At 71.9% G+C, this 25,217-nt stretch carries 23 protein-coding genes and 1 tRNA gene; 13 read left to right on the top strand and 11 right to left on the bottom strand.

Translation table 11 applies throughout. The annotated features are described in order from the left end of the window. Positions 1–44: 44 nt before the first annotated feature. The gene (locus ACZ5GT_RS10435; protein WP_469018459.1) at positions 45–548 is read right to left on the bottom strand and encodes a heme-degrading domain-containing protein; all 504 of its coding nucleotides are present in this window, start codon (positions 546–548) and stop codon (positions 45–47) included. Further along, the gene (locus ACZ5GT_RS10430) at positions 545–1,669 is read right to left on the bottom strand and encodes a Gfo/Idh/MocA family oxidoreductase (protein WP_469018456.1); all 1,125 of its coding nucleotides are present in this window, start codon (positions 1,667–1,669) and stop codon (positions 545–547) included. Before ACZ5GT_RS10430 ends, ACZ5GT_RS10435 begins: the two co-directional genes overlap by 4 nt. Before the next feature lie 143 nt (positions 1,670–1,812). On the opposite strand from ACZ5GT_RS10430, the gene ACZ5GT_RS10425 reads away from it, so the two are divergent. From ACZ5GT_RS10425 to ACZ5GT_RS10405, 5 genes are all read left to right on the top strand, one after another. Then, positions 1,813–3,057: an ROK family protein gene (locus tag ACZ5GT_RS10425; RefSeq protein ID WP_469018975.1), complete on the top strand. Its 1,245-nt coding sequence runs from the start codon at positions 1,813–1,815 to the stop codon at positions 3,055–3,057. 362 nt (positions 3,058–3,419) lie between these two features. After that, positions 3,420–4,319, top strand: a complete 900-nt coding sequence (locus ACZ5GT_RS10420; protein ID WP_469018453.1) for a hypothetical protein — start codon at positions 3,420–3,422, stop codon at positions 4,317–4,319. A 122-nt stretch (positions 4,320–4,441) separates the two neighbouring features. Then, positions 4,442–5,221, top strand: a complete 780-nt coding sequence (locus ACZ5GT_RS10415) for an HAD-IIA family hydrolase (RefSeq protein WP_469018450.1) — start codon at positions 4,442–4,444, stop codon at positions 5,219–5,221. A 243-nt stretch (positions 5,222–5,464) separates the two neighbouring features. Beyond that, entirely contained in the window at positions 5,465–5,998 is a 534-nt protein-coding gene (locus ACZ5GT_RS10410) for a hypothetical protein (protein ID WP_469018447.1), read from the top strand. Between the two features lie 56 nt (positions 5,999–6,054). Beyond that, positions 6,055–6,723, top strand: coding sequence for a class F sortase (locus ACZ5GT_RS10405; protein ID WP_469018972.1), 669 nt, complete (start codon positions 6,055–6,057; stop codon positions 6,721–6,723). 243 nt (positions 6,724–6,966) lie between these two features. On the opposite strand, the gene ACZ5GT_RS10400 is transcribed toward ACZ5GT_RS10405, so the two are convergent. Further along, positions 6,967–7,752 (bottom strand): ANTAR domain-containing protein, encoded by a 786-nt coding sequence (locus tag ACZ5GT_RS10400; RefSeq protein WP_469018444.1) that lies wholly within the window; start codon positions 7,750–7,752, stop codon positions 6,967–6,969. A gap of 176 nt (positions 7,753–7,928) precedes the next feature. Here ACZ5GT_RS10400 and ACZ5GT_RS10395 point away from each other — a divergent pair, with 176 nt between their 5' ends. Beyond that, the gene (locus ACZ5GT_RS10395; RefSeq protein WP_469018439.1) at positions 7,929–8,945 is read left to right on the top strand and encodes a glycoside hydrolase family 6 protein; all 1,017 of its coding nucleotides are present in this window, start codon (positions 7,929–7,931) and stop codon (positions 8,943–8,945) included. On the opposite strand, the gene ACZ5GT_RS10390 is transcribed toward ACZ5GT_RS10395, so the two are convergent. Together ACZ5GT_RS10390 and ACZ5GT_RS10385 are read right to left on the bottom strand one after the other, a co-directional pair. Further along, on the bottom strand, positions 8,845–9,051 hold the full coding sequence (locus tag ACZ5GT_RS10390) for a DUF1707 domain-containing protein (protein ID WP_469018968.1): 207 nt from the start codon (positions 9,049–9,051) through the stop codon (positions 8,845–8,847). The genes ACZ5GT_RS10395 and ACZ5GT_RS10390 overlap by 101 nt on opposite strands. Before the next feature lie 147 nt (positions 9,052–9,198). After that, a complete protein-coding gene (locus tag ACZ5GT_RS10385; RefSeq protein ID WP_469018435.1) occupies positions 9,199–9,966 on the bottom strand; it encodes an IclR family transcriptional regulator in 768 nt (255 codons plus the stop codon). Between the two features lie 232 nt (positions 9,967–10,198). Here ACZ5GT_RS10385 and ACZ5GT_RS10380 point away from each other — a divergent pair, with 232 nt between their 5' ends. From ACZ5GT_RS10380 to ACZ5GT_RS10360, 5 genes are all read left to right on the top strand, one after another. Next, positions 10,199–10,651: a hypothetical protein gene (locus tag ACZ5GT_RS10380; RefSeq protein WP_469018429.1), complete on the top strand. Its 453-nt coding sequence runs from the start codon at positions 10,199–10,201 to the stop codon at positions 10,649–10,651. 126 nt (positions 10,652–10,777) lie between these two features. After that, a complete protein-coding gene (locus tag ACZ5GT_RS10375) occupies positions 10,778–12,232 on the top strand; it encodes an amino acid permease (protein WP_469018424.1) in 1,455 nt (484 codons plus the stop codon). Further along, a complete protein-coding gene (locus tag ACZ5GT_RS10370; RefSeq protein ID WP_469018421.1) occupies positions 12,229–12,900 on the top strand; it encodes an HAD hydrolase-like protein in 672 nt (223 codons plus the stop codon). The genes ACZ5GT_RS10375 and ACZ5GT_RS10370 overlap by 4 nt, the downstream gene beginning before the upstream one ends. 15 nt (positions 12,901–12,915) lie before the next feature. Beyond that, positions 12,916–13,677: a cyclase family protein gene (locus ACZ5GT_RS10365; protein WP_469018418.1), complete on the top strand. Its 762-nt coding sequence runs from the start codon at positions 12,916–12,918 to the stop codon at positions 13,675–13,677. A 69-nt stretch (positions 13,678–13,746) separates the two neighbouring features. After that, on the top strand, positions 13,747–14,226 hold the full coding sequence (locus ACZ5GT_RS10360) for an Lrp/AsnC family transcriptional regulator (protein ID WP_360750172.1): 480 nt from the start codon (positions 13,747–13,749) through the stop codon (positions 14,224–14,226). Here the strand turns inward: ACZ5GT_RS10360 and ACZ5GT_RS10355 are convergent. From ACZ5GT_RS10355 to ACZ5GT_RS10345, 3 genes are read right to left on the bottom strand one after another with little or no spacing between them, the layout of a single operon-like run. Continuing rightward, positions 14,189–15,601, bottom strand: a complete 1,413-nt coding sequence (locus ACZ5GT_RS10355) for an aspartate ammonia-lyase (RefSeq protein WP_469018410.1) — start codon at positions 15,599–15,601, stop codon at positions 14,189–14,191. The genes ACZ5GT_RS10360 and ACZ5GT_RS10355 overlap by 38 nt on opposite strands. Further along, entirely contained in the window at positions 15,598–17,037 is a 1,440-nt protein-coding gene (locus tag ACZ5GT_RS10350) for an aldehyde dehydrogenase family protein (protein ID WP_469018407.1), read from the bottom strand. The genes ACZ5GT_RS10355 and ACZ5GT_RS10350 overlap by 4 nt, the downstream gene beginning before the upstream one ends. Continuing rightward, complete coding sequence (locus tag ACZ5GT_RS10345; protein WP_469018402.1) at positions 17,030–18,109, bottom strand: homoserine dehydrogenase; 1,080 nt, start codon at positions 18,107–18,109, stop codon at positions 17,030–17,032. Before ACZ5GT_RS10345 ends, ACZ5GT_RS10350 begins: the two co-directional genes overlap by 8 nt. Before the next feature lie 153 nt (positions 18,110–18,262). Here ACZ5GT_RS10345 and ACZ5GT_RS10340 point away from each other — a divergent pair, with 153 nt between their 5' ends. Next, positions 18,263–19,051: an IclR family transcriptional regulator gene (locus ACZ5GT_RS10340; protein ID WP_469018399.1), complete on the top strand. Its 789-nt coding sequence runs from the start codon at positions 18,263–18,265 to the stop codon at positions 19,049–19,051. A gap of 48 nt (positions 19,052–19,099) precedes the next feature. Here ACZ5GT_RS10340 and glxA read toward each other — a convergent pair whose 3' ends face one another. From glxA to ACZ5GT_RS10325, 3 genes are all read right to left on the bottom strand, one after another. Continuing rightward, entirely contained in the window at positions 19,100–21,037 is a 1,938-nt protein-coding gene (gene glxA, locus ACZ5GT_RS10335) for a radical copper oxidase GlxA (RefSeq protein WP_469018392.1), read from the bottom strand. Next, positions 21,034–23,028, bottom strand: a complete 1,995-nt coding sequence (locus ACZ5GT_RS10330) for a glycosyltransferase family 2 protein (protein ID WP_469018388.1) — start codon at positions 23,026–23,028, stop codon at positions 21,034–21,036. The genes glxA and ACZ5GT_RS10330 overlap by 4 nt, the downstream gene beginning before the upstream one ends. Before the next feature lie 476 nt (positions 23,029–23,504). Then, positions 23,505–23,578 (bottom strand) — tRNA-Lys (locus tag ACZ5GT_RS10325). A gap of 183 nt (positions 23,579–23,761) precedes the next feature. On the opposite strand from ACZ5GT_RS10325, the gene ACZ5GT_RS10320 reads away from it, so the two are divergent. Next, on the top strand, positions 23,762–25,057 hold the full coding sequence (locus ACZ5GT_RS10320; protein ID WP_469018385.1) for a peptidoglycan-binding protein: 1,296 nt from the start codon (positions 23,762–23,764) through the stop codon (positions 25,055–25,057). Positions 25,058–25,217 lie beyond the last annotated feature (160 nt).

Below are 25,217 nucleotides of genomic sequence, written 5' to 3'. Positions count from 1 at the left end.
GCGGCGAAGGCGCCTCAACCGGCCGACGCCCCCGGATGGTTGCGTCAGCGGTTCAGGAACTCCTCCAGCGCCTCCACCACCAGGCGGTGGTCCTGCAACTGCGGCAGCCCGCTCACCGTCACCGCGCCGATCACGCCGACCCCTTCGACGTTGACCGGGAAGGAGCCGCCGTGCGCGGCGTAGGTGTCGGGGTCCAGGCGGGAGGACTCCTCGAACGTGGTGCCCTTGGCGCGGAAGCGCGCGCCGACCAGGTAGGAGGAGCTGTGGTAGCGCTCCACCACCCGGCGCTTGCGGGCGATCCAGGCGTCGTTGTCCGGCGTCGAGCCCGGCAGCGCGGCGTGGAAGAGCTGCTGGCCCGCGCGGTGGATGTCCACGGCGACCGGGGCCTGGCGCTCGCGGGCGAGCTCCACCAGCAGCGAACCGAGCGCCCAGGCGTCGTCGTGGGTGAACCGGGGGAAGACCAGCCGGCGTTCCTGCGCCTCCAGCTCCTCCAGGGGCGGCGGGATCTCCGGGTGGAACTTCTGCGTGTTCCCGGTGTTGGGCGTCACAGTGTCACCGTCACAGAGTCGCGGGCGGACCGGCGGGCCGCCTCCAGCACGTCGAGGGCGGCGGCCGCCTCCAGCGCGGGCACCGGGTTGACGCCGTCGCCGGTGAGGGCCCTGGCCACGGCCGCGTAGTACGCCGGGTAGTCGCCCGGCAGGCTCGGCTCGGGGCGACCGCCGCCGGTCGGCGGGGACTCGCCGGAACCGACCCGGCCCCACATTGACTCGGGTTCCGTGCCCCAGCCGGCGGCCGTGCCGGGGCGCCGGCCCTCCCGCAGGGCCGCCTCCTGCGGATCGAGGCCGTACTTGACGTATCCCGCCTTCGAGCCCAGCACCCGGAAACGCGGGCCGAGTTGCGCGGCCGTCGAGGAGACGTACAGGTGGGAGCGGACGCCGCTGGCGTGCGTGAGCGCGATGAAGGTGTCGTCGTCCGCCTGCGCGCCCGGACGCCGGACGTCCGTCTCGGCGTACACCTGCGTGGCGGGGCCGAACAGGACGAGGGCCTGATCGACGACATGACTGCCGAGGTCGTACAACAGACCTCCGATCTCTGCCGGATCGCCGGACTCGCGCCAGCCGCCCTTCGGCTGCGGGCGCCAGCGTTCGAAGCGGGACTCGAAGCGCCATACGTCGCCCAGCTCGCCCTCGGCGAGCAGCTTGCGCAGGGTCAGGAAGTCGTTGTCCCAGCGGCGGTTCTGGAAGACGGACAGCAGCAGGCCGCACTCCTCGGCGAGCGCGGCGAGCCCGCGGGCCTCGGCCGCCGTCCCGGCGAGCGGCTTGTCGACCACGACCGGCAGGCCGGCCTTCAGGGCTGCGGTGGCGAGCGGGACGTGCGTCTTGTTCGGCGTCGCGATCACGATCAGGTCCAGCTCGGCGGACCGCCGCTCGAACAGCTCGTCCGCGCCCGTCGTGACGCGCACGTCCGGGAACTCGGCGCGGGCCTGCTCCTGCCGCTCCGGGCTCGAGGTGACGACCGTGTCGAGGATGAGGCCCTCGGTGGCGGCGATCAGCGGAGCGTGGAACACGGAGCCCGCGAGGCCGTAGCCGACGAGGCCCACGCGCAGCGGGGAGCCGGGGGAGGGGGCGGGGTCGCGGTGGGGACCGGTTCCGGGGGGTGCAGCAGTCATGCCCTCCACTTTCGCAACGCTGTTGCCGAAGTGCAAGCGCGGGGGACAATGGCGGAGTGGAGACGGAGACGACGAGGAAGGACGGGGCGGGCGTCGTGCGGGGTGCCGGGGCGGTGGCTCCGCGGGGCGCCGGTGCGGGGGCCTTGGTTTCGCGGGGCGCCGGGGCGATCGGCGGGGCCAACCTGCTCGCCGTGCGCAGCCACAACGCCGCGCTCGTCCTCGACCTGCTGCGCACGGCCGGTGCGGAAGGCATCAGCCGGCTGGAGCTCGCCGAGCGCACCGGGCTGACCCCGCAGGCCGTCAGCAAGATCACCGCCCGGCTGCGGGCCGAGCGCCTCGTCACGGAGGCCGGGTACCGCGCCTCGACGGGCGGCAAGCCGCGCACGGTGCTGCGGCTGGTGCCGGAGGCGGGACACGCGGTCGGGGTGCACGTGGACCGGGACGAGACCCGGGTGGTCCTGGCCGACCTCACCGGAGCCACGGTGGCCGGCCTGCGCACCCCGCTGGGCCTGGGCGCCGGGACGGAGGCCGTGGTGGGACGGGTCGCGGAGGAGGTGAAGGCGCTGGTGGGGCGGGTGCTGGGCGGTGACGGAGACCTGCGGGCGGCCCCGGCGGGCCCCCTCCTCGGCGTAGGCGTCGCCCTGCCCGGTCCGCTCGATCACGTCCGCGGGGTGCTGCACCGGGTCACCGGGTTCCCCGAGTGGGACGGGTTCCCGCTGCGGGCCGAGCTGGTGCGGCGGCTCGGGGTGCCGGTCGTCGTCGACAAGGACACCAACGCGGCCGCGCTCCGACTCGCCGTCGGCGGCGCGGGGGGTGACGGCGAGGGCGGCGCGGGCGACGGGGAGAACGGGGCGGGCGATGAGGAGAACAGGGCGTGCGTCGGTGAGAACGGTGGCCGGGCGGGCGGTGACCGGGCGGGCGGCGGTCGGGACGGCGGCTCCTTCGCCTACCTGCACCTCGGTACGGGGCTCGGGGCCGGGCTGGTGATCGGCGGTGCCGTGCACCGGGGCGCCCGCACCGGGGCCGGGGAGTTCGGGCATCAGGTGGTCCAGCTGGACGGGCCGCCCTGCGGCTGCGGCAACCGCGGCTGCGTGGAGGCGCTGTGCCTGGCCGCCGTGGCGCGTGGCGACCTGGCGGAGGCGGCGCGCGTGCTCGGCACCGGCGCCGGCAACCTCGTCGCGCTGCTCGACATCGACCTGGTGCTCCTCGGCGGCCGCACCGTCACCGCCGCCCCCGAGGCCTTCGCCGACGGCGTGGCCGCGGTCCTCGCCGAACGCGCCCGGCTCACCGGGGAGCCGCCGGTGCCGGTACGGATCGCCTCCGACGGCGTGGCGGAGGGCGCGGCCCAGCTCGTACTGGCGCCCCTGTTCGGACGGACGGACGGCTGAGAGGGGCTGAGACGGGGGCCGCCTCCGGTGCCGACGGGGCGCGGGGCGGCTGCCCCGCGGTCGGCAAGGAGCGATGCGCCGCGGCCGGCACCGGCGGGCTGCGGGGCATCGTCTCCGCTGTCGGCAGGGGAGGGGGTGTGGTCCTGGGCGCGGATCGCCGGTCAGGACGCTGTCCTGCCGTCGCGTTGTCGTGCGGTGCGGGGCGGTGCCGCAGGCCGTTCCGGCTGCCGGGCGCCGCGGTGTCCCCGGCCGATCGGGTGTGCCGTGGTCCCGGCCGGGCGGCGCAATTTCTCCCCTCTTTCGGGGGTTCGTGCGGGTGGTAGCCGCCTCGCGGTGACCCCCTCCGGCACGATCATGTGGTCATGCGACTGCGCCCGTCCCTGTCCCTCTGTCTCGCAGCATCAGCCGCCCTCCTCCCCGCAGCGGCCTCCGCGCACGCGGTACCCGGCGCCGGTTCCGGCCCCACCCCGACCTGCGACACCGGGCGCGGCTTCCCCCTCACCACCCGCGTCCGCGGCGGCCCGGCCGCCTACCAGGCCGGCGGCGGATACGGCACCTGGTTCCTCGACCTCACCAACCGCACCACCCGGACCTGCACGAACATCCACCCGGTCATCGTCCTCGTCGACGAACGGCGGGCCCTGGAGCCGACGCAGCCCCGGCTGGAGTTCTCCGCGGGCACCCGACCGCAGCCGGTCCGCTTCGAGAAGACCGACGAGGACGAACTCGTCGGCGCCTTCGACGCCGGCTCCGTGGGATTCACCGTCGGCCCCGGCCGGACCGTCACGGTCGAGGTGCGGCTCGCCCTCACCGCCGACACCGCGCCGAACGAGATCACCGCCACGGCGGCCGTCGTCCAGCGCCACGACGACGACGGCGACTGGGTCGGGCAGTCCAACGACTACCGCTTCCGCGTCGACCCCGGACCGACCCCCACCACCCCGCGCCCCACCACTCCCCGTCCCCCCGGCACCGCCACGGCCACGGCCAAGGACGCCGTCCCCACCGCCACCGCCACGGCGAAGGATGCCGCCCCCAACAGCACAGCCACCGGCACCGCCGTCGCCCCCGCCGCCTCCACCACCCCCGACGCCCCCGGCCTGCCCTTCGCCGACGAACTCGCCCGCACCGGTGTCGCCACCCGCACCGGAGCCATGGCCGCCACCGCCGCTCTCCTCGTCGCGGCCGGCGCGCTGCTGCTCGCCAGGAAGCAGCTCGGACGAGCGCTGCGCAGGCCGGGAAGAACACGGAGGCGCCGCTGAACGGGCCGCCCGCGCCCGAGCTCCCGCGGAACCGGGCATTCCCTCAAGATCCGGTCACTGTCTAGGCTGGGCCACCCAGCACCGCGTACACGCGTACACGCGTACGGCAGGAGATCCCGCACATGGCAGACCGCAAGCCCATCGATTCGTGGCTCACCGACATGGACGGTGTTCTGATCCACGAGGGCGTACCGATCCCCGGCGCCGACGCCTTCCTGAAGAAGCTGCGCGAGTCCGGCAGGCCCTTCCTGGTCCTCACCAACAACTCGATCTACACCCCGCGCGACCTGCACGCCAGGCTGCGCCGCATGGGCCTGGAGGTCCCGGTCGAGTCCATCTGGACCTCGGCGCTGGCCACCGCGCAGTTCCTCGACGACCAGCGGCCGGGCGGCTCGGCGTACGTCATAGGCGAGGCCGGGCTGACCACCGCGCTGCACGACATCGGCTACATCCTCACCGACCACGAGCCCGACTACGTCGTCCTCGGCGAGACCCGCACCTACTCCTTCGAGGCCATGACCAAGGCGGTCCGGCTCATCCAGAACGGCGCCCGCTTCATCGCCACCAACCCCGACGAGACCGGCCCCTCCGCCGAGGGCCCGCTGCCCGCGACGGGCGCCGTCGCCGCGCTGATCACCAAAGCGACCGGCAAGCAGCCGTACTTCGCGGGCAAGCCGAACCCGCTGATGATGCGCACCGGTCTCAACGCGATCGGCGCCCACTCCGAGAGCAGCGCGATGATCGGCGACCGCATGGACACCGACGTGCTGGCCGGCATGGAGGCGGGGATGCAGACGTTCCTGGTGCTCACCGGCCTGACCCGGCCCGAGCAGGTGGAGGACTTCCCCTACCGGCCGTCCGAGGTCGTCGACTCCATCGCCGACCTCGTCGACCGAATCTGACTCAGCGGATCGAGACCGATCCAGGCCGATCCAGGCCGATCCAGGCGGATCCAGACCGATCCAGGCCGATCCAGGCGGATCCAGACCGATCCAGGCGGATCCAGGCGGATCCGGGCCGACCGGATCCGAGCCCGGCGGATCCGAGAGGTGAAACCTTTCTGAACCCGGACGGAGCAGCCGGGGCCCGCTGAGGATGCGGGGCGCGGCGCCGGGGAGGAACCTCCAGATATCTGGAGGTTCACGATGGGTTCCACGAAAGCCACGGTCTGCGCGGCGGTCCTCGCCGCCGCCGCGGTCGCGCTCGCGCCGTCGGCGCACGCCCAGGACGGCGGGGTCTCGGTCAGCCCGTCGTCCCCGGCCCCCGGCGGCGACGTGGCCCTGCGCGTGAGCGGCTGCGCGGCGCGGACCGCCACCGCCCACTCCGCCGCCTTCGTCGCGCAGGCCCGGCTCGCCGGTGGCGGCGGCACGCTCGCCGGCGAGACCCGCGTCCGTTCCTCGATCGTGCCCGGCACCTACGACGTGGAGATCGCCTGCGCGGACGCGGACGTGAAGGGCACGATCACGGTCGCCGCCGCGTCGTCCCACCGTCCCACCGGCCCCGCCTCGCCCGTCGCCCCCGTCCCCGCGGGTGGCGGTGGCACCGCCCAGGTCGCCGCCACGGACGCCCGTCCGGCCGGCCCCGGCGCGGTCCACGCGGTGACCGGTCTGGTGCTGGCCTGTTCCGCCGCGGCCGCCGTTGCGGTGCTGGGCCCGCGCCGCGGCCGGGGCAGGGGCTGACCGCGGTGTCCGTCAGGTTCGACCGCGAGCGCTCCTCCGGCACCGGACGCCTCTTCATGGGCCTGGCCTGGGTCGTGCTGCTGCTCGGGCTGTGGATGTGGGGGCGTCAGCTGACCGACGTGGCGCAGGGCACGTCCGCGCCGACCACCGGCGACATGGCGGCCGCCGGCCGACCGCCCGAGGTCCGGCTGCCGCCCGCGATGCGCCCGCTCGGGGACGCGCTGCCGCAGCGCATCGACATCCCCGGCCTGGGCGTGCAGGCACCCGTGGTGGCCCGCGGCCTCGACGCGCGGGGGGCCGTCGACCCGCCGCCCTTCGACCAGGCCGGCGCCGTGGGCTGGTACGCGGGCGGCGCCGCGCCGGGGGCCGTCGGCCCCGCGCTGATGGTCGGCCACCTCGACACCGAGACCCGGCCCGCCGTGTTCCACCGGCTGAGCTCCCTCCGGCCCGGCCAGCAGATCCGGGTGGTCCGCGACGACGGCAGGATCGCCGAGTTCACCGTCGACGACGTGCAGGTCCAGGCCCGTGACCAGTTCGACGCCCGACAGGCCTACGGGCCGCACCGGCCGGGCCGCGCCGAACTGCGGCTGATCACCTGTGGCGGCACCTACGACCGGGTGAGCCACAGCTACACGGCGAACGTGATCGTGTCGGCGTACCTCACGGGGTCGGCGGGTGAGCCCGTTCGGCCGCACCTGGCCCGGTCGACGGCTCGCTCCCCCTGAAGCCGCCGACCGGGCCGGTCCTCGACCGCGCGGCCGCCCGGGCCGCGGGAGTGGCCCGGTGAGGTGCGCGGGAGGTCTCGGGAACCGGAACAGGACATCGGCCGACCGGGATCAGGGGCCGTCCGAGAAGACTTTAGAACGAATGAGCGGCTGGGCCCAGAGGGTTGCGACACCGAGTCCCCGGCCGCTCGCCCTGAGTCATGGACGCAGGTGGCGGGCCTTCACGGCCTCTGCCGCGCACCTTCACGACCCTTCCCGTGGACCTTCACGGTCTCGACCCCTCAGCTCCGCGCGCAGGGCCGTGTCGTCGGCGGTTCGGCCGACGACGGCGTGCACGACGTCGGCGAGCGGCAGCCGGCGGCGGCGTGCGTACTGCCGCAGCGCCGCGAACGCCCGGTCGGGGTGGGCGTCCCAGCGTTCGGCCAGCATGCCCTTGGCCTGCTCCAGCAGCACCCTGCTGGACAGCGCCCGCTGCAACTGCCCCGACAGCTCCCGGTACTGGGCATACGCGCGCTGGTTCTGCAGCCCGACGGCCGCCGCGTCGGCGAGGGCCTGGGCCAGCGGCAGCCCCGACGTGGAACCGGGGCCGTCCTCCCCGGGCGGAACCCGCACGAACACGTTCAGCGCGCCGAGCAGCGTCTCCCGTCGGCGCAGCGGTACGGCGAAGGTGCCCGCGATGCCGTGCCGCAGGGCCCGTTCGGTGAAGTCCGGCCAGCGCGCGTCGGCGTGGGCCGCCCGGATGGACACGGGCGCGACCGGCCTGCCCGAGCCGTAGCTCTCCAGGCAGGGCCCGCCGCCGTGCTGAGCCCGCAGCAGGTCGAGCGCCACCGCCTCCTGTCGGCTGCTGCCCGCCAGGGACACCGTCCGGCCGCCGTCGAAGAGCATGACGCCGGCGGCCCGCGCGGCCGGCAGTTCCACGCAGTGGTCGGCCACGCGTTGCAGATGGTCCGTCGTCCGGAAGCCCTCGGTGAGCGTGTCCGACGCCTCCACCAGCGCCGCCGCCAGCCGGAGTTCCCTGGTGTGGTGCATGACCGCGCACTCCCCTTCCGCCGCCCGCCCGCCCCCTTCAGCCGGTCGCCTGCCCGCGCCGCCCCCGCGGTAACGCACGCCCGGACGCCCCCCGCCCGCACACCCGCGACCTCGTGGGCGTCCGGGCGCGTGTGTCAGGATTGGCGCTCGGAGGAGTGCACCCAAAGGGGAGTTGGATGTACGGCAGCAGGGGGGCCGGAGTGCGGACTTCCGCGATGGTGCTGGGGGCGGCACTGCTGATCGCGGGGTGTTCGTCCGGGGACGGCGACGGCAAGAACCGGGACGCCGGTGCGAGGATCACCCAACAGCCCAAGGAGAGCGACCCGTTCTGGGTCAACCCGGACGGCAACGCGGCCCGGCAGCTCGCCGCGTACGAGAAGGCCGGCAAGGACACGGAGGCCGAGCGGATCCGCAAGATCGCCGAGCAGCCCACCGGGGAGTGGATCGGCCCGGAGAACCCCGAGCAGGAGGCCCGCGGCTACACCGAGGCCGCCGACAAGGCCGGCCGCACCGCCCTGCTGGTCCTCTACAACATCCCGCACCGCGACTGCGGCCAGTACTCGCAGGGCGGCGCCGCCGACGGCAACGCCTACCGCAGCTGGATCGACGGCGTGGCGGCGGGCATCGAGGACCGTTCGGCGACGGTGATCCTGGAGCCGGACGCCGTCCTGCACCTGGTCGACGGCTGCACCCCGGACGAGTTCCACGAGGAGCGCTACGACCTCCTCAAGGGCGCCATCGGCAAGCTCAAGTCCCTGAAGAACACCAAGGTGTACCTGGACGCGGGCAACGCCGGCTGGGGCCACCCCGACCAGATCTTCGAGCCCCTGAAGTGGGCGGGCATCGACCAGGCCGACGGCTTCTCGGTCAACGTCTCGAACTTCTACACCACCGAGGACTCCATCGCGTACGGCAAGGAGCTGTCCGCGAAGGTGGGCGGCAAGCACTTCGTCGTCGACACCAGCCGCAACGGCAACGGCCCCTACACCGGCGGCGCCGAGGACGAGCGCTGGTGCAACCCGCCGGGCCGCGCGCTGGGCGAGCCGCCGACGACGAAGACGGCGGACCCCCTGGTGGACGCCTACCTGTGGGTCAAGCGCCCCGGCGAGTCGGACGGCGAGTGCAAGGGCGGCCCCAAGGCGGGCCAGTGGTGGGCCGCGTACGCGCTGAAGCTCGCCAAGGCCGGCGAGTAAGTGCGTTGTGGCGAACAGGGAGCGAGGCCAGAGCCGACACGAGCTCGCTGTGCGCCTTCGCGGTGAGTACCTGGTGGAGGCGTTCGTCCAACTCCTCGTGCGACATGAGCCCTTCGGCGAACGCCTCCTGCAGGCGCCGCACGGCCATATAGCGGTCGCCAGGGGCTGACCGACGGCCGCCTGCGTCCCGGTCCGGTACCGGCTTCGGCCCTCCTCGACGAACGGCCCGGGCGGGGCCGGCCGTCCGCGTCGGTCATGGGAACGCGGGCGTGTCCCCACGGAGCGTCTTCTCCAGCCAGTCCGCCCAGCGCAGGACGGAGTCGGCACAGGCGTCGGTCGCGGGGGCCAGCCGGGTACGTGGGCCGACGACCTGGAGCGCGGCGACGACTTCGCCGCGGAAGTCGCGGACCGGCGCGGCCACGGAGTACAGGCCCGGCTCCGCCTCCTCGTCCACGATCGAGTACCCGCGCGTGCGGGTCGCGGCGAGTCTGCGCCGGAAGTCGTCCAGGCCGACCGGCGTGTTCGGGCCGTGCCGCAGGAACTCGGTGCGGGCGAAGACCGACGCGATCTCCTCGTCGTCGGCGTCGACCAGCAGGGCCTGTCCGCAGTCGCTGCAGTACGCCGGGTACGGGCGGCCGATCCACGAGCCGACCTGCTTGCTGCCCCGCGGCACCCGCTCGGCGATGGTCACGGTCGTGTCACCCGCGAGCACCCCGAGATAGCAGCTCTCGCCGGTTTCGCCGACCATGCCCTCCAGTGCCGTGTGCCCGTCCGTTCGCAGCCGGTGCGCGGTGACGTCGAGTGCGTCGGCGTAGAGCCGCCAGTGCAATGACACCGAGCGCGGCTCGCGCACGGCGAATTCCTCCCGGGCCATGGCGTCGAGGCTGCGGGAGAGCTGGCTGCGGTCGCGGTCCATCTCCCGGGCCAGGTCGGTGACCGAGGTGCCCCGCAGGCCCTCGGCTGTCCGGTGCGCGAGCGTCACCAGGATGTCCAGCCCTCTGCCCATGCTCGACTGCTCCATGGCTCCCTCGGACGCCCTGCGGGCCGCACTCGCTGTGCGGCGTCTTCTCGGTTCGGCTGGCGCGAGCACTCTACTGGGCGACCCAGCCAGGCAAAATTGTGCGTCATTCACATCTTGTCATGCGGTTAATGCACTTCTAGCATCTGGTGCATCCCCTCCGCCCCGGGATCTCCGCGGGCGGCCACCCAGAACTGCCCCTTCCCGGGGTGTCCGAGAAGGGATCACAGCAGGCATGACCTCGACGATGACCACCACGCAGCGCACCGAAGTCCGGATCCGCCGCCGGTCGGTGCGGGCACTGAAGGTGTACTGGCCGGTCTCCCGCCAGACGCTGGCCCTCGTGGCGGCGGGGGACGTCGAGGTGCTGCGCAGGGAGGAAGCCCTGGCCGGCCTGCTCCGCGTCGTGGAGACGTCACCGTGCCTCGGTGACTTCGGCATGTACACCGATGTCTTCGAAGTCGGCATCGGTGCCGAGGGCTTCACCACGGGCCGTGGAGCCGCCCCCACCCTCGGGGCGGTCGGCGAGCAGACCCTCTCCCCGACGCTGACCGTCACCACCTACATCGACGCCTCGGTCCCGGAGAACGAGCTGTCGCACGCCCTGTCCCGGATCGTGGCCGCCCACCCGTGGGAGGTCCCGGTCGTCGAACTCTCCGCCCCCGTCGAACTCGTCACCCGCGGCTGACCCCCCGGCCGCACGACGCCAGTCGAACCGTGCCCGCCACCCCAGGGCACGCCCCCCCACAGAAGAGTTGGCATCACCCGCCCGCCATGTCCCGCTCCCCACCCCAGCTCCCCGTGAGGACCCGCCATGTCCATCTCCACAACACCGGACAACTCCCCGAGCACCGAAAGACCGCCCCACCCCGCACCCGAGCCCCCGAACGGCGAGCTGCGTCGCTCGATGGGGACCCGCCACCTCGTCATGATCGCGATGGGCGGCGTCATCGGCTCCGGGCTGTTCCTCAGCTCCGGGTACACCATCTCCCAGGCCGGCCCGCTGGGCGCCGTCCTCTCCTACCTGGTCGGCGCGTTCGTCGTCTACCTCGTCATGACCTGCCTGGGCGAACTCGCCGTCGCCTACCCCGTCTCCGGCGCGTTCCACATCTACGCCTCCCGGTCCATCAACCCCGCCACCGGCTTCACCACCGCCTGGCTGTACTGGCTGACCTGGGCCGTCGCGCTGGGCTCGGAGTTCACCGCGTGCGGGCTGCTCATGCAGCGCTGGTTCCCCGGCGTGAGCGTCTGGATATGGTGCGTGATCTTCGCCGCGGTGGTTTTCACCGTCAACGCCATCTCCGCCCGGGTCTTCGGCGAGACCGAGTACTGGTTCTCCCTCATCAAGGTCATCGCCGTGGTCGCGCTCATCGTCCTCGGTGGTGCGGCCGTCGCCGGGTTCCATCCGCTGGCGGACAGCCACCACGCGTTCCCCACCCTGTTCCAGAACTTCCACACCTCGAACGGCCTGTTCCCGCACGGCATGTCGGGAATCCTGGTCACCGTGCTGGCCGCGTTCTACGCGTTCTCCGGCTCCGAGCTCATCGGTGTCGCCGCCGGTGAGACGGACGACCCGACCAGTGCGGTCCCCAAGGCTCTGCGCGTAACGGTCTTCCGGCTGCTCGTCTTCTTCGTCGGCTCGATCACGGTCATCGCCGCGATGATCCCGTACCACAAGGTCGGCCTCGACGAGAGCCCGTTCGTCACCGTCTTCTCCGCCATCGGCATTCCCTATGCCGCGGACATCATGAACTTCGTGATCATCACGGCGCTGCTGTCCGCGGGGAACAGCGGCCTGTACTCCTGCGCCCGCATGCTGTTCTCCCTCGCCGACGAGGGGCACGCCCCCAAGGCGCTGCGTCGCCTGAACAAGCGGCAGATCCCGATGACCGCGCTCGTGGTGAGCATGCTCGGCGGGCTGGCCTCCCTGCTCAGCAGCGTGGTCGCGGCCCAGACGGTCTACCTGGTGCTGGTGTCGATCGCCGGCTTCGCCGCCGTGGCGGTGTGGATGTCCATCGCGGCCTCACAGTTCTTCCACCGCCGGGCCTTCCTGCGCGACGGCGGAGAGATCGGCTCGCTCGCCTACCGGACGCCGCTCTACCCTGTGGTGCCCGTCGCGGCCTTCGCGCTGTGCCTGGTCGCGCTGGTGGGGGTCGCGATGGACCCCACCCAGGTCGCCGCCCTGTACTTCGGAATCCCGTTCGTCGCGGCCTGCTACCTGTACTTCTTCCTGCGACTCCGTTTCCGGACGCAGGCGGCGACCCGATGAGGCCCAGCTGCCTCCTGCTCGACCTGGACGGCACCCTGGTCGACTCGGCCCCGGGCGTCACCGCCGGCGCCGCCGCCGCACTGCGCGGCGTCGGCGCCGCCGTCCCCGACGAGCACACCCTGCGGTCCTTCGTAGGGCCACCGATGTACGAGTCCTTCCGGCGGGTGGTCGGCCTGGACGAGGCGAGCGCCGCCCTGGCGCTGCGGGCCTACCGGGCGCACTACGCCGAGCACGGACTGCTGGACAGCGCGCTGTTCCCCGGGATCCCCGAGACGCTCGACGCGATCGCGGCCGCCGGCCTGCCGATGGCGGTCGCCACGTCCAAGGTCGAGGACCAGGCCCTGCGGCTCGTGCGCCACTACGGCCTGGACACCCGCCTCGAGACGGTGTGCGGAATATGCGACCAGGACGGGCGCACCACCAAGCAACAGGTGATCCGCGCATGCCTGGACCGGCTGCGGGAGCTGGGTGTCGACACCTCCCGGCCGCTCATGGTCGGTGACCGGTCCTACGACGTCACCAGCGCCGCCGCCGAAGGCGTGCCCGCCGTCCACGTGCTGTGGGGATACGGCGGCACGTCGGAGTCGGAGGGTGCCATCGCGTCGGTCGCGGCCCCCGCCGACCTCGTCGAGCTGCTCACCGGCGTCACAGCCGGACATGCCAACTGACAGGAGAACGAGTTCATGATCACCAGCGGCGAACCCGGGCTGTGGCCCGCGTTCCGGGAACTGACCGCGAAGACGGTCGGCGTCGACCTCACGCACGCCTTCCATCCGGGACAGCCTCATTTTCCCGCGTTCCCCGACGAGCGGCGCGAGATGGTGTTCGACATGGCACGTGGCGACGGGTTCAACGTCCATCGGTACACGATCGTCGGGCAGTGGGGGACACACGTCGACCCGCCCGTGCACTTCGTGGCCGGGGCGCGGACCCTCGACCGGATCCCGGTCGACGAGATGATCCTGCCGCTGGTGGTGCTCGACATCACCGAGCGCGTCGACGCCGATCCGGACGCCACCCCCACCGTGGCGGATGTGGCCGCCTGGGAAGAACGCAACGGGAGCATCCCCGCCGGAGCGTTCGTGGCCCTGCGGACCGGGTGGGGCCGGCGCTGGCCCGACAGGGACGCGATGGCCAACAAGGACGCTGCGGGCATCAGCCACGCCCCGGGCTGGTCGGCGGAGGTGCTGCGCTACCTGTTCGAGCAGGCACAGGTCACCGCGATAGGCCATGAGCAGACCGACACCGACCCCGGCCTCGCCACCTCCGCGGGGGACTTCGGCCTCGAACGGTACGTCCTGGAGCGGGACCGCTGGCAGATCGAGCTGATGGCCAACCTCGACCAGGTCCCCGAGGCCGGCGCACTGATCGTGGCCACCTGGCCCAAGCCCCAGGGCGGATCGGGCTTCCCCGCCCGCGTCTTCGCCCTCTGCCCCACCAGCTGAACCCACTGCGAGACCCCGGCGGACACCCGTCTGCCGGGGTCTTCGCCACGCGAGGAACGGACACCGCCGATGGAACGGCCCGGGCATCTCGACGCGATCGACCAGAAGATCATCAATGAGCTCACCCGCAACGCCCGGCTCTCCCACGCCGAACTCGGGCATCGGGTGCTGCTGTCGCGCAACGCCGTGCGCCAGCGGATCGACCGACTGGAACGTCACGGGCACATCCGCGGCTACACCATCGTCCGCGGCGGCGGGGCCGACGACGGCCAGGACACCGCCTCCGCGTTCGTCCTGGTGTACCGGCAGGACCGGATGCGCGGCGGAGACGTCCTGGCCGCACTCAAGAGCATCCCGGAAGTCGTCATCTGCGACGTGCTCAGCGGCGAGTTCGACCTCATGGTGCGCATCGAGGCCGCCTCGCTGGAACGCGTACGGGGCATCTGGGAGCACATCGCCCAGATGCCCGGAGTACGCGACACGGTGACCGCGCTCACCCTGTCGCAGGTGGTCAACCGCCCGCGGTCACCCTCACGTTCAGGGACATGAGCCGCGCCGCGAGGTGCCTGTCCATCAGCCCCTCCTCCGCGACCAGGTCCGCGACCGCCCCGCCGGACGCCAGCGCACGCTTCGCGATCCGGGCCGCTGCCTCGTAGCCGATGTGCGGGGTCAGCGCGGTCACCGCCGCCACCGAAGCGGTCGCCTGTTGTACCAGCCGCTGCTCGTTGGCGGTGATGCCGTCCACGCACAGCGTTCGCAGCACCCTGCAACCGTGGGTCAGCCATGCGGCGGTCCGCAGCAGCAGATGTGCGATCAGCGGTTCGAACGCGTTGAGCTGCAGCTGCCCGTTGTCGGCGGCCATGGCGATCGAGACGTCCGCGCCCACGGCGGCGAAGGCGATCTGGTTGACCACCTCGGGGATCACGGGGTTGACCTTGCCCGGCATGATCGACGAACCGGCCTGGCGCGGTGGCAGGTTGATCTCCGCGAAGCCCGCCTGAGGCCCGCTGGAGAGCAGCCGCAGATCGCTGCAGATCTTCGACAGCTTGACCGCGGTGCGCTTGAGGACCCCTGACACCTGCAGGAACACGCCGGTGTCGGAGGTGGCCTCGACCAGGTCGGCGGCCGCGGTCCACTCCAGGCCGGTCAGCTGCCGCAGATGCCGCAGCACGGCATCGGCGTAGCCGGGTTCCGCGGTGACGCCGGTGCCGATCGCGGTCCCGCCCAGGTTGGTCTCGGCCAGCAGCGGGAGGGTCTCGCCGATCCTGGCCACGTCCTCGGCCACGGTGGCCGCGAACGCGTTGAACTCCCGGCCCAAAGTCATCGGCACCGCGTCCTGGAGCTGGGTCCGGCCGACCTTGACGACGTGCCCGAACGCGGCGCCCCGGGCGGCGAACGCGCCGCAGAGCGACTCCAGTTCGCCCGTCAGCTCGCGCAGCGCGGCGCTCACGGCGAGTTTCACGGCGGTCGGGTAGACGTCGTTGGTCGACTGGCAGCGGTTGACGTGGTCGAGGGGGGAGATGACGTCGTACCGCCCCCGCTCGAAGGTCATGTGCTCCAGGGCGAGGTTCGCGATCACCTCGTTGGCGTTCATGTTGGTGCTCGTGCCGGCGCCCCCCTGGATGACGTCCACACAGAACTGGTCGTGGTGGCGGCCCGCGGCGATGTCGCGGCAGGCCGCCTCGATCGCCTCCGCCCTGAGCGGCGTGAGCACGCCGATCTCCTTGTTGGCCAGCGCCGCCGCATGCTTGACCCGGGCGAGCGCCACCACGAGGTGGGGATGCGCGCCGACCGGGACCCCGCTGATCGGGAAGTTCTCCAGCGCGCGGGCGGTGTGCACCCCCCAGTACGCGTCGGCGGGGACCTTCAGCTCGCCCAGGGAGTCCCGCTCCGTGCGGAACTCGTCCCGTTCCGTGGCTGTCACCGGCCGGCCGCCGGGTTGACACACACGACCTTGGGCTGCGTCATCTCCTCGTAGGCGAACCGGACACCTTCCCGGCCCATGCTGCCGTACTTGAACCCGCCGAACGGCATGGCGTCGAACCGGTAGTCCGAGGAGTCGTTGACCATGACCCCGCCGGCTTCCAGCAGGCGGGCCGCGGCCATAGCGTGGTCCAGGCTGGAGGTGAAGACACCCGCGTGGAGACTGAAGTCGATCTCGTTCGCGCGGGCCACCCCCTCCTCGAACGAGTCGACCGCCTCGAGCACCACCAGCGGGGCGAAAGCCTCCTTGCGGTACAGGGCGCTGTCCGCGGGCACGTTCTCCAGCACCGTAGGGGTGTAGAGGCTGCCGTCGATCTCGTTCCCGCACAGCAGCACGGCCCCCCGGGCGAGGGCCGCGTCGGTCTTCGCCTTGGCTGCGAGCGCCGCCGCGGGGGTGATCATGGGGCCGACGTCGGTGCGCTCGTCGCAGGGGTCGCCGGTGCGCAGCTGTGCGGTCTTCGCCACGAACGCGTCGCGGAACTCCGCGTAACGCTCCCGGGCGATCAGGATGCGCTGGGTGCCGATGCAGTTCTGGCCGGCGGCCCAGAACGCGCCGGAGACGCAGGCGTCCACGGCGAGGTCCAGGTCGGCGTCGGCCAGCACCAGCACCGGAGCGTTCCCACCGAGGTCCATGGCGAGTTTCTTCAGCCCGGCCGAGCGCGCGATGGCCTCGCCGGTGGTGAACCCACCGGTGAAGGACACCATGCGCACCTCCGGAGAGGCGACGATCGCGGCACCGAGCTCACGACCGCCGTTGACCACGGTGACCACATCCTGCGGCAGGCCCGCCTCGACGAGGGTGTCGACCATCCGCAGCGCCGACAGCGGGGTGAGCTCGGACGGCTTGAGGACGACGGCGTTGCCACCGGCGACGGCCGGGCCCAGCTTGTGCGCGACCAGGTTCAGCGGATCGTTGTACGGGGTGATCGCGGCGATGATGCCCAGCGGCTCCCGGGTGAACCAGCCCTGGCGCGCCTCGGAACCGGCGTAGGCGTCGAAGGGAATCACCTCGCCCGCGTTGCGGCGCGCCTCCGCGGCGGAGAGCGCCAGGGTGTTCACGGCGCGGGCGGCTTCCTTGCGGGCCTGGACGAGGGTCTTGCCCGCCTCCGCCGTGATCAGCCGGGCGAAGGACTCGGCACGCTGGTCCAGCAGCCGGGCCGCACGATCCAGAACGGCGGCACGGGCCGCGCGCGACATGGCCGCGGCGGCGGTACGTCCGCGGCGCGCCCGGACCATGACCTCCTCGACAGAGGAGGCGGCGGTGACGCACACCGATCCGATGGCTTCCCCGGTGTACGGGTTGTGCACGGTCAGGAAGCCCTTGTCGTCGCTGTCGAGGCGGCGGGCCGGGGGCTGGGTGAGCAGGATGTCAGCCACGGAAGGACTCCTTGGAGAGGTGGTGGGTCCCGGCGGCGCCGTGCCGCTGATGGATGGCGATGATGTCGGACACAAGCGCGTACGCGGTCTCGGTGCGGCCGGCGCCGGGGCCGGAGACGGTCACGGTGCCCAGCAGGTCGGTGTGGAAGGCGACCGCGTTCGTCGGCCCGGAGACGGCCGCGAGCGGGTGGTCGGCCGGCAGCGCGGCCGACACCACCCGTGCGTCGACCGAGCCGTCCTCGCGGCGGGTGGCCTGGCCGACCAGTTTCCACCTGAGGCCGCGCGAGGCGGCGTCGCGCATGTCGGCCGGGGTCAGATGCGAGATCCCGCCGCACCGGACGTCCTCCCGGCGCAGGTCGGCGCCCAGCACCTCGTTGGCCAGGATCATGACCTTGAGCTGGACGTCGTGGCCCTCGACGTCCGCGGTGGGGTCGGCCTCGGCGTAGCCGAGCGCCTGGGCCTCCCTGACCGCCTCGGGAAAGTCCACACCCTCCTCGAGACGGCCCAGGATGTGGTTCGAGGTGCCGTTCATGATGCCCTCGACCCCGGTGACGCGCAGACCGGCGAGCAGACGGCCGGCGGTCCGCAGGATCGGGGTCCCACTCAGCACCGATCCCTCGAACTCGAAGCCGACCCCGTGCCGGGCGGCCAGTTCCTTGAGTACCCGGCCGTGCAGCGCGACCGGGCCCTTGTTGGTGGTGCACACGTGCTTTCCCGCTTCGAGGGCCCAGCGCACGTGCGAGAGCGCGGGTTCGCCGTCAGCCGGGTTGGTGAAGGTGGCTTCGACGACGATGTCACCCGGCCCGTCCTGGATCACCTGCTGGTTGCGCGGCTCGCCGCTGCCACCCTCGAGAGTGGAGAAGTCCAGCTCTCCCGGGGCCGTCGCCAGCAGTGCGGCGAGGTCGATGCCATCGGGGCGCACCAGCGAGCCGGCCCTCAGGTCGGTGATGGCCACCACCCGCAGGCCGAACCCGAGTTCGTTCTCCAGTTCGCCGCCGCGCTCGGCTATCAGCTCGGCGAGCGCTCGGTTCACGCCACCGAATCCGATCAGGGCGAGGTCGTATCGGGTCATCGGTCTGTTCCTCTCGTACGGGGACGCTGCTCAGCCTCGCCGCCGCGCGTGTCACCGCCGCCATGCCGATCCGACCGCTCACCATGTCGATGTGCACGGCCCCGCGGCCACTCGTCCTGCGGGCCGCGACGATCAGCTGGCTATAGTGCGGATGTGACAGCGAAGGAACCCAGAACCGGTGCTGCCTCCTCGCTGGCCACGGGCCTGCGGATCATCGACACGGTTCTGGAGAGGGAGACGTCCGGCCGGGCCGGTTTCAACGTCGCCCGGCTCGCCGACGAACTCGGCATCGACCGCAGCAAAGCCTCGCGGATGACTCAGGAACTGTGCGACAGGGGCTTTCTGGAACGCCGTGAGGATTCCACACTGCGCGTCGGCCCGGGATTCTTCTCCCTCGCCCAAGCCCTCCACCAGGGCGTGCTCGGCCGCAGCCGCCCGGTCCTGCGGCGGCTCGCGATCCGGTACGGCGCGAGCGCCCGCTTGTCGGTCCGCGACGGTGCCCTCGTCAGGCTGCTGCGCAGGGAGTCGGCGGCCGGACAGTGGCAGGCCCCGGCCGGCCTGATCACCCCTTGCTGGTGCACCGGGGCGGGACGCGCGCTGCTCATGGACCACACCGAGAAGGAACTCGCGGACCTTCTCGCGGACTACGAACTGATCGGCGTCGGCGGACCGAACGCGGCGCACTCCGCGCAGGAGCTGATCGCGGCCAACGACCATGACCGGCCCACCGGCATGGTGGCCGCGCACGGCGAGTTCGAGCATGGGATCACCGAGTACGCCGTGCCCGTCCGCGACCGCCACTCACGCATCTTCGCGGCCATCGCGGTACTCGGCAGGCAACCGGACCTGCAACCCCACGAGGCCGCGATCCGCACCGATCTGACAGCCGCGGCCTCGACTCTCGAGCAGCTCCTCGACGCCGGGCCGAGGACTTCGCCCTGATCCGCCGACGTGGGGCGCCCTCCGTTCGCGGAGGGCGCCCCGCCCGTCTCACGGCACCTTCACCCACTGCGCCTTGCTGGGCGTGCCCCGGTCGTCGTCGACGAACAGCATGTACCAGCCCGACTGGACCAGGTTGCGGTTCTTCGGCACCGTCACCGTGATCTTGTTGCCGGACGTCTTGAAGTCCAGCGCGATCGACCGCTGGTCGACGTCCGTGACATGCGTCGTCGCGCTCGGCCGGATCAGCCGTACCTTCTTGACCGCCGAGGCCTGCGGCGAGGTGAAGGTGCCCGAGCCGCCCCGCGCGATGGTCTGCGGGCCCCCGGACAGCGACGGGCGCGAGTCGCGGTACAGGTAGGGCGGCGTGTAGATCTCGATGCGCTGCTCGAACTTGCCCGGCTTGGTGTTGGCCTTGTCGGCGTAGAGCGAGTCCGAGCCGAAGAACATCACGCGGCCGTCGGGCAGCAGGATCGAGCCGGAGTGGTAGTTGCGCCCCACCAGCGGGTCGGCGACCCGGTCGAAGGTGTTGGTGTCCGGGTGGTAGATCCGCGCCTGGAGGATGTTGGAGGCGCCGCGCCCGCGGTAGTCCTGCGAGCCGCCCGACACCAGCACGGTGTCGTCGGGCAGCACCGAGGACTGCGGGTAGCGGGTGCCCTTCTCCAGCGTCGGCCCGTCCACGAACTTCGGGTTCTTCGCCTTCAGGTCGATCAGCCGCGTCTTGTTGCTGGACAGCTTGGACTCGCCGACCCCGCCGCCGCCGATCACCATGAACTTCTCGTCCTGCGCCGGCGGCAGCAGTACCGTGCCGGACGTCTCCATCCGGTCGGCGTCGCTCAGGCCGGTCAGCTTGCTGAACTTGTTGCCGGCCACGTCCCAGACGCCCGGGTCACGGCCGACGTTGTCCGGCCCGTAGCCCGCGTTCGAACCCGAGTAGAAGATCTTGCCGTTCTGCATCAGGAACAGCGCGGGGTAGGTCGGGAACTGACGGATCGTTGACGTGTACGTCCACTTCCTGGTCTTCGGGTCGAAGATCTCGTTCTTGCCCGGCACCAGCTGGCCGATGTCGTCGAGGCCGGAGACGCTGAGGATCCTGCCGTCGCTCAGTGTGGTGAGCGTCGGGTACCAGCGGGCCTCGTTCATCGGGTCGACCTTGATGTACTTCTCGGCGACCGGGTCGAACTCGAAGGCGTCCCGAATGCCCTGGAAGTCCTTCTTGTCCAGGGCGAGCTTCTGCGCGATGCCGTAGGTGTTGCGCGCGTCGGCGCCGGTCAGGCCCTGGATGCGGTAGTTGTCCTGGGTGCCGGTCTCGTACTTGCTGCCGCTGCTTCTGGCTTCGACGTAGATGCGGCCGAGACCGGGGTCGTTGCGCAGGAAGACGCCGGTCTTCGGGTCGAACACCTTCTTCGCGCGCGGCACCAGCACCGGGTCCTTCGACACGAAGGTCTTGCCGTTCTCGCGGCCGGTGAACTTGGTGCCCGCCGGCAGCGTGATCGGCTTGTCCGGGTTCTCGTTGTGCACGACCATCAGGCCGCCGGCCTTGGTGACGTCACCCTTGAGCTTCTCGTACCGCTTGGTGCCGCCGGCGATCAGCAGGTTGCCGTTGGCGAGCTGGGTGTGGCCGGTGCAGAACAGGTCCTTCGGCGTCGGCACCTTCTTGATGGTGCCCTTGACGGGGTCCCAGATACGGGTGTCGTACTTCTTGGCGTCGAAGTTGTCCTGGTTGTTGCCGGAGCCCGCGATCAGCAGCACCTTGCCGGTGCGCAGGAGCGCCGCGTGGATGGTGTCCTGGCGGTACTCCTCGGGGAACTCGACGATGTCCCAGTGGCCGTTGTCCGCTTTGTACTCGGGCTTGTCGATCTGGTACTGGTGGTATTTCTCGGTCCCGAAGCGGTAGAGCCACGGCCCGTTCATCCCGGCCAGCGCGAGCACCACCGCCGTGCCTATCGCGAGTCGACGGGCGCGGCGGCGGCCTGCACGGTCGTTCATTCCTTACGTCCCCCAAGTCCACCAAGGGCGATCTGCATGGTCTGGTCGTTGCCTCCGTCGGAGGCGGCCCAGCTCGGCTTCGGCTGCGGGGCGTGTCCGCCGTGCGCCGCCTGCTGCCCGGGCAGCGGCTGCGGCTGGTATCCCGGCGGCACCGCGTCCTGCGGCTCCGCCGGTGTCGGCGCCGGAGCCGGGGGCCGCTTCTTCGCCTGACGCAGTTCGTAGCGCCACGCGAAGATCGGCGAGGCGGTGATCAGCAGGGCGAACGTGGCCCAGGTGATCATCGCCGGGTGCGAGTGCCCGAGGACCAGACCGGCGGCGATCGACCCGGCGAAGACCAGGATGAAGAACAGGTGGATGCGGAACGTCCCGAACAGCGTGTCGGGACTCGCCGAGTCGCCCTTCGGCGTCACCACGAACTTGCTCTTGCGGCGCAGCACGGCGTCCATCAGGGAGCGTGCGTAGATGGGCGCCGACAGGGCCGACATCACCATGCCCGCCACGCCGCCGGAGCCCTCCGGCTCGTGCGGGGAGACGTTGTGCCGGCGGTTCCAGACGTACAGGCCGATCTGCAGCGCCGAGGCGTTGCCGTACAGCATCAGCCAGACGGTCGGGTCGATGTTCACGCCCGAGGCGCCCAGGCCCAGGAACAGCGCACAGCTCAGCGCCGCCAGGATCCAGTTCAGAGCCGACATCGGGTAGAAGATGATCATCATCGTGTAGTTGAAGAGCTTGCCCGGCGGCAGCGTGCCCCAGCCCTTCCAGTACTGCGTGAGGATCGTCTCGTAGGTGCCCCGCGACCAGCGCAGCTGCTGGGTGAAGAAGTCCGTCCAGGCGCCCGGGCCCTCACCGACGGCGAGCACGTCCGGCGTGTACACCGAGCGCCACTTCTTCCCCGTCGCCGGGTTCTTGTGCCGGTGCATCTCGAAGCCGGTGGCCATGTCCTCGGTGATCGAGTCGTACAGGCCGCCGATCTGCTTGATCGCCTTGATGCGTACGGCGTTCGACGTGCCCACGAACATCGGGGCGCCGTAGCGGTTGCCGGCGCGCTGGATGAGCGCGTGGAAGAGGAACTGCTGCGACTCGGCGGCCTTGGTGATCGGGTTGTCGTAGTTGCCGTAGACCTGCGGGCCGATGACGAAGCCGACGTCCGGGTCGCGGAAGAAGCCGAGCATCCGCTCCAGGTAGTTCGGCAGCGGCACATGGTCGGTGTCGACGGAGGCGAAGAAGTCGTAGTCGTCGCCGTGCGCCTCGAGCCAGGCGTTGTAGTTGCCGTGCTTGGTCTTGGCGCGGTGCGGGCCCTTGGGCTGGTTCCACTTGGCGACGCCCTTGCGGGAGAAGTGGTGCACGCCCAGGCGCGCGCACACCTCCTTGACCTCCGGGTCGTCGCCCTCGTCGAGCAGCCAGACGTGCAGCAGGCCCCGGTGGCGCAGCCGGACTGCGGCCTCCAGGGTCTTCGTCACCATCTCCAGCGGCTCCTTGCCGGGCACGAAGGAGGTGAGGAAGGCCACTTTGGTGCCGGTCTCCGGCACCACCGGAACGGGGTCGCGGGCGACCAGCGTGGCGTGTGCGTTGGACATCACGTTCATGCAGCGGAAGAACTCGATCAGGCCGATCGAGACGAGCATGACGACGTCGAGCGCCGGCAGGAAGTCGAAGGCGGGGTAGTCACGCTCGGTCCAGTGCTCCGGCTGGAGCAGCCAGGCCAGCAGGACCAGCGACAGCAGCGGCGCCGCGCCCAGCATGAGCGCGGCCCGGACGCGGTGCGGCTCCTGCGACAGCAGCGAGCGGTACTGGACCCGGTAGGGCTTGTTCGGGTCGGGCTGGGTGAGGGGGCCTGCCAGCCGGCTGTAGTGCTCGTAGTCGTATTTCGGCAGGGTCTTCTTGATCCGGCGGAACGTCCCCGTGTTGCCGCTCCGGTGCGAAGGCACCCGGAGCTGGGTGGTGTCTGACGGGTCCTGGCCCGGTCGGGCGCCCGTCGGCGTCGACGTCATGAGTCATCCCCCCACACGCAGGTGACCGCGTGTCGTGTCGGTTCCTTACCGTCTGCACGAGTCCCCCTCGACTCCGTACAGGCGTATCAGTGGCGGGCCGCAGAAACCACGCTTTCCACACGTATGGACATGGAACCGCGACCTTCCGGTTGCATGATGCCCCCCTCGGCACCGCCCCGTGAACGGGACCCCTCTCCCCGCGGACCCGGCAACCGGCTCCTTGCCCCCCAAGTGCCGCGCTGCCGCCGTACCTTGCACGACAGGGTTCTACGGCGTTCGGCATGATCGCAAGATGCGCAACGCGGTGTTTACCGGGCATACGCGTTCATTGCGGCATCTGTGGGTGGCAGCTGGACCGATTGTGGACGGACCCGCGCGGATGTCGGCCCATTGCTTCCGTGCCGCCTCCTTCACCCTCGCCCGGCCCAATAGAGCAGAGGGCCCCCCGTTCCCACGGAGGGCCCTCTGCTCGTCTGTGCGCCGCCAGGGACTCGAACCCCGGACCCGCTGATTAAGAGTCAGCTGCTCTAACCAACTGAGCTAGCGGCGCCTGCTGACGCGGCAACTCTACCGGATGCCGGAGGGTGCTCCCGACCACCGGGTCCCCGGGCGGGTGCCGCGGGCGTCCGGGTACATCATTCGGACCGTCAACATGCGGGTTGCGGCGACGGTTGGGAGACTGATCGACGTGCACAGGCGCCGTCATTTCCGCAGGAAGTGTGAGGGGAATCGCATGGGGACTCCGGTATTCGAGGAATTCGATCCCGCGAGCGACTGCGACTGCCCCGGATGCGCGCACTGGCGCCGCGTCCTGCCGTATTCCCCGGCCGCCCGGTGCGCGGCCCACCCGGCCGCGCGGCGCGTCGTGATCGTCGCGGCCGCCGCCTCCGCCGCCCTCACCGCGGGGCACACCGCACCCGCTCTCGCCGCTCCGCACGCCCCCCACCGGCCGGGCGTCCTCGCAGGTGACGAGTCCGGAACACCGCAGGGGGGCAGGGCCCCGCTGCACGGTCCGGCGGGCCGTCCCGCGCTGCCCGCGGCGCCCGTGCGGATGCCGAAGACCACCCGTACGGAGATCATCAGCCGGGCGAGGACCTGGGTCGCCGCGCAGGTGCCGTACAGCATGTCCGACTACTGGTCCGACGGTTACCGGCAGGACTGCTCGGGCTTCGTGTCGATGGCCTGGAGCCTGCCCGCGAACGAATGGACGGGCAGCCTCGGCAAATACGCGGAGCGCATTTCCAAGGAGGAACTCCAGCCCGGCGACATACTGCTGTTCCACAACCCGGACAACCCCGAGAAGGGCTCGCACGTCGTTCTTTTCGGCGGCTGGACGGACGACACGCACGCCTCCTACGTCGCCTACGAGGAGACTCCGCCGTACGCCCGCCGCCGGACCACTCCCTATGCCTACTCGAGCAATTCGGACCGCTACCTGCCCTACCGGTACAAGGGAGTCGCGGCGGGCGCGGCGGGCGCGAACCCCGGCACGCCGGCCGCGACGGCCTATCCGGGCGCGGCGTACTTCGGCCCCGGCGCGAGCAACGCGTACGTCACCCGGCTCGGGCAGCTGCTCGTGGCGCGCGGCGGCGGGCGCTTCTACACGTCGGGTCCGGGGCCGCTGTGGACGGACGCGGACCGGCGCGCCACCCAGGCCTTCCAGCTGGCGCAGGGCTGGCGCGGCGCGGACGCCGACGGGCTGCCGGGCCCGCGGACCTGGGAACTGCTGGTCACCGGCAAGGGCAGGGGCATCCCCGCGGTGACCGCCGGGCCGCCCGCCTCGCACGGCGTACCCGGCTATCCGGGGCGCGCGCTGTTCCGGCCGGGTGCGAGCAACGAGTACGTCACCCGGCTGGGACGGCGACTGGTGGAGAGGGGGTTCGGCGACTTCTACGCCGCCGGGCCCGGGCCGCGCTGGGGCGAGGCGGACCGGCGTGCCGTGGAGGCGTTCCAGCGCGCCCAGGGCTGGCGGGGCGGCGCGGCGGACGGCTACCCGGGACCGGAGACCTGGCGCCGCCTCTTCTCCTGACCCACCCCGTCCGATCCACCCGGTCCGGCCCACCCCGTCCGGTCCACCTGACCCGACCCACCCGGGCTGGGGGGGGGGGGGGGGGGGGGGGGGGGGGGGGGGGGGGGGGGGGGGGGGGGGGGGGGGGGGGGGGGGGGGGGGGGGGGGGGGGGGGGGGGGG

The sequence above is a fragment of the Streptomyces sp. NPDC031340 genome (assembly GCF_055569945.1).
The sequence above is the reverse complement of the archived record's forward strand: the minus strand, read 5'-3'. Positions and strand labels throughout refer to the sequence as shown.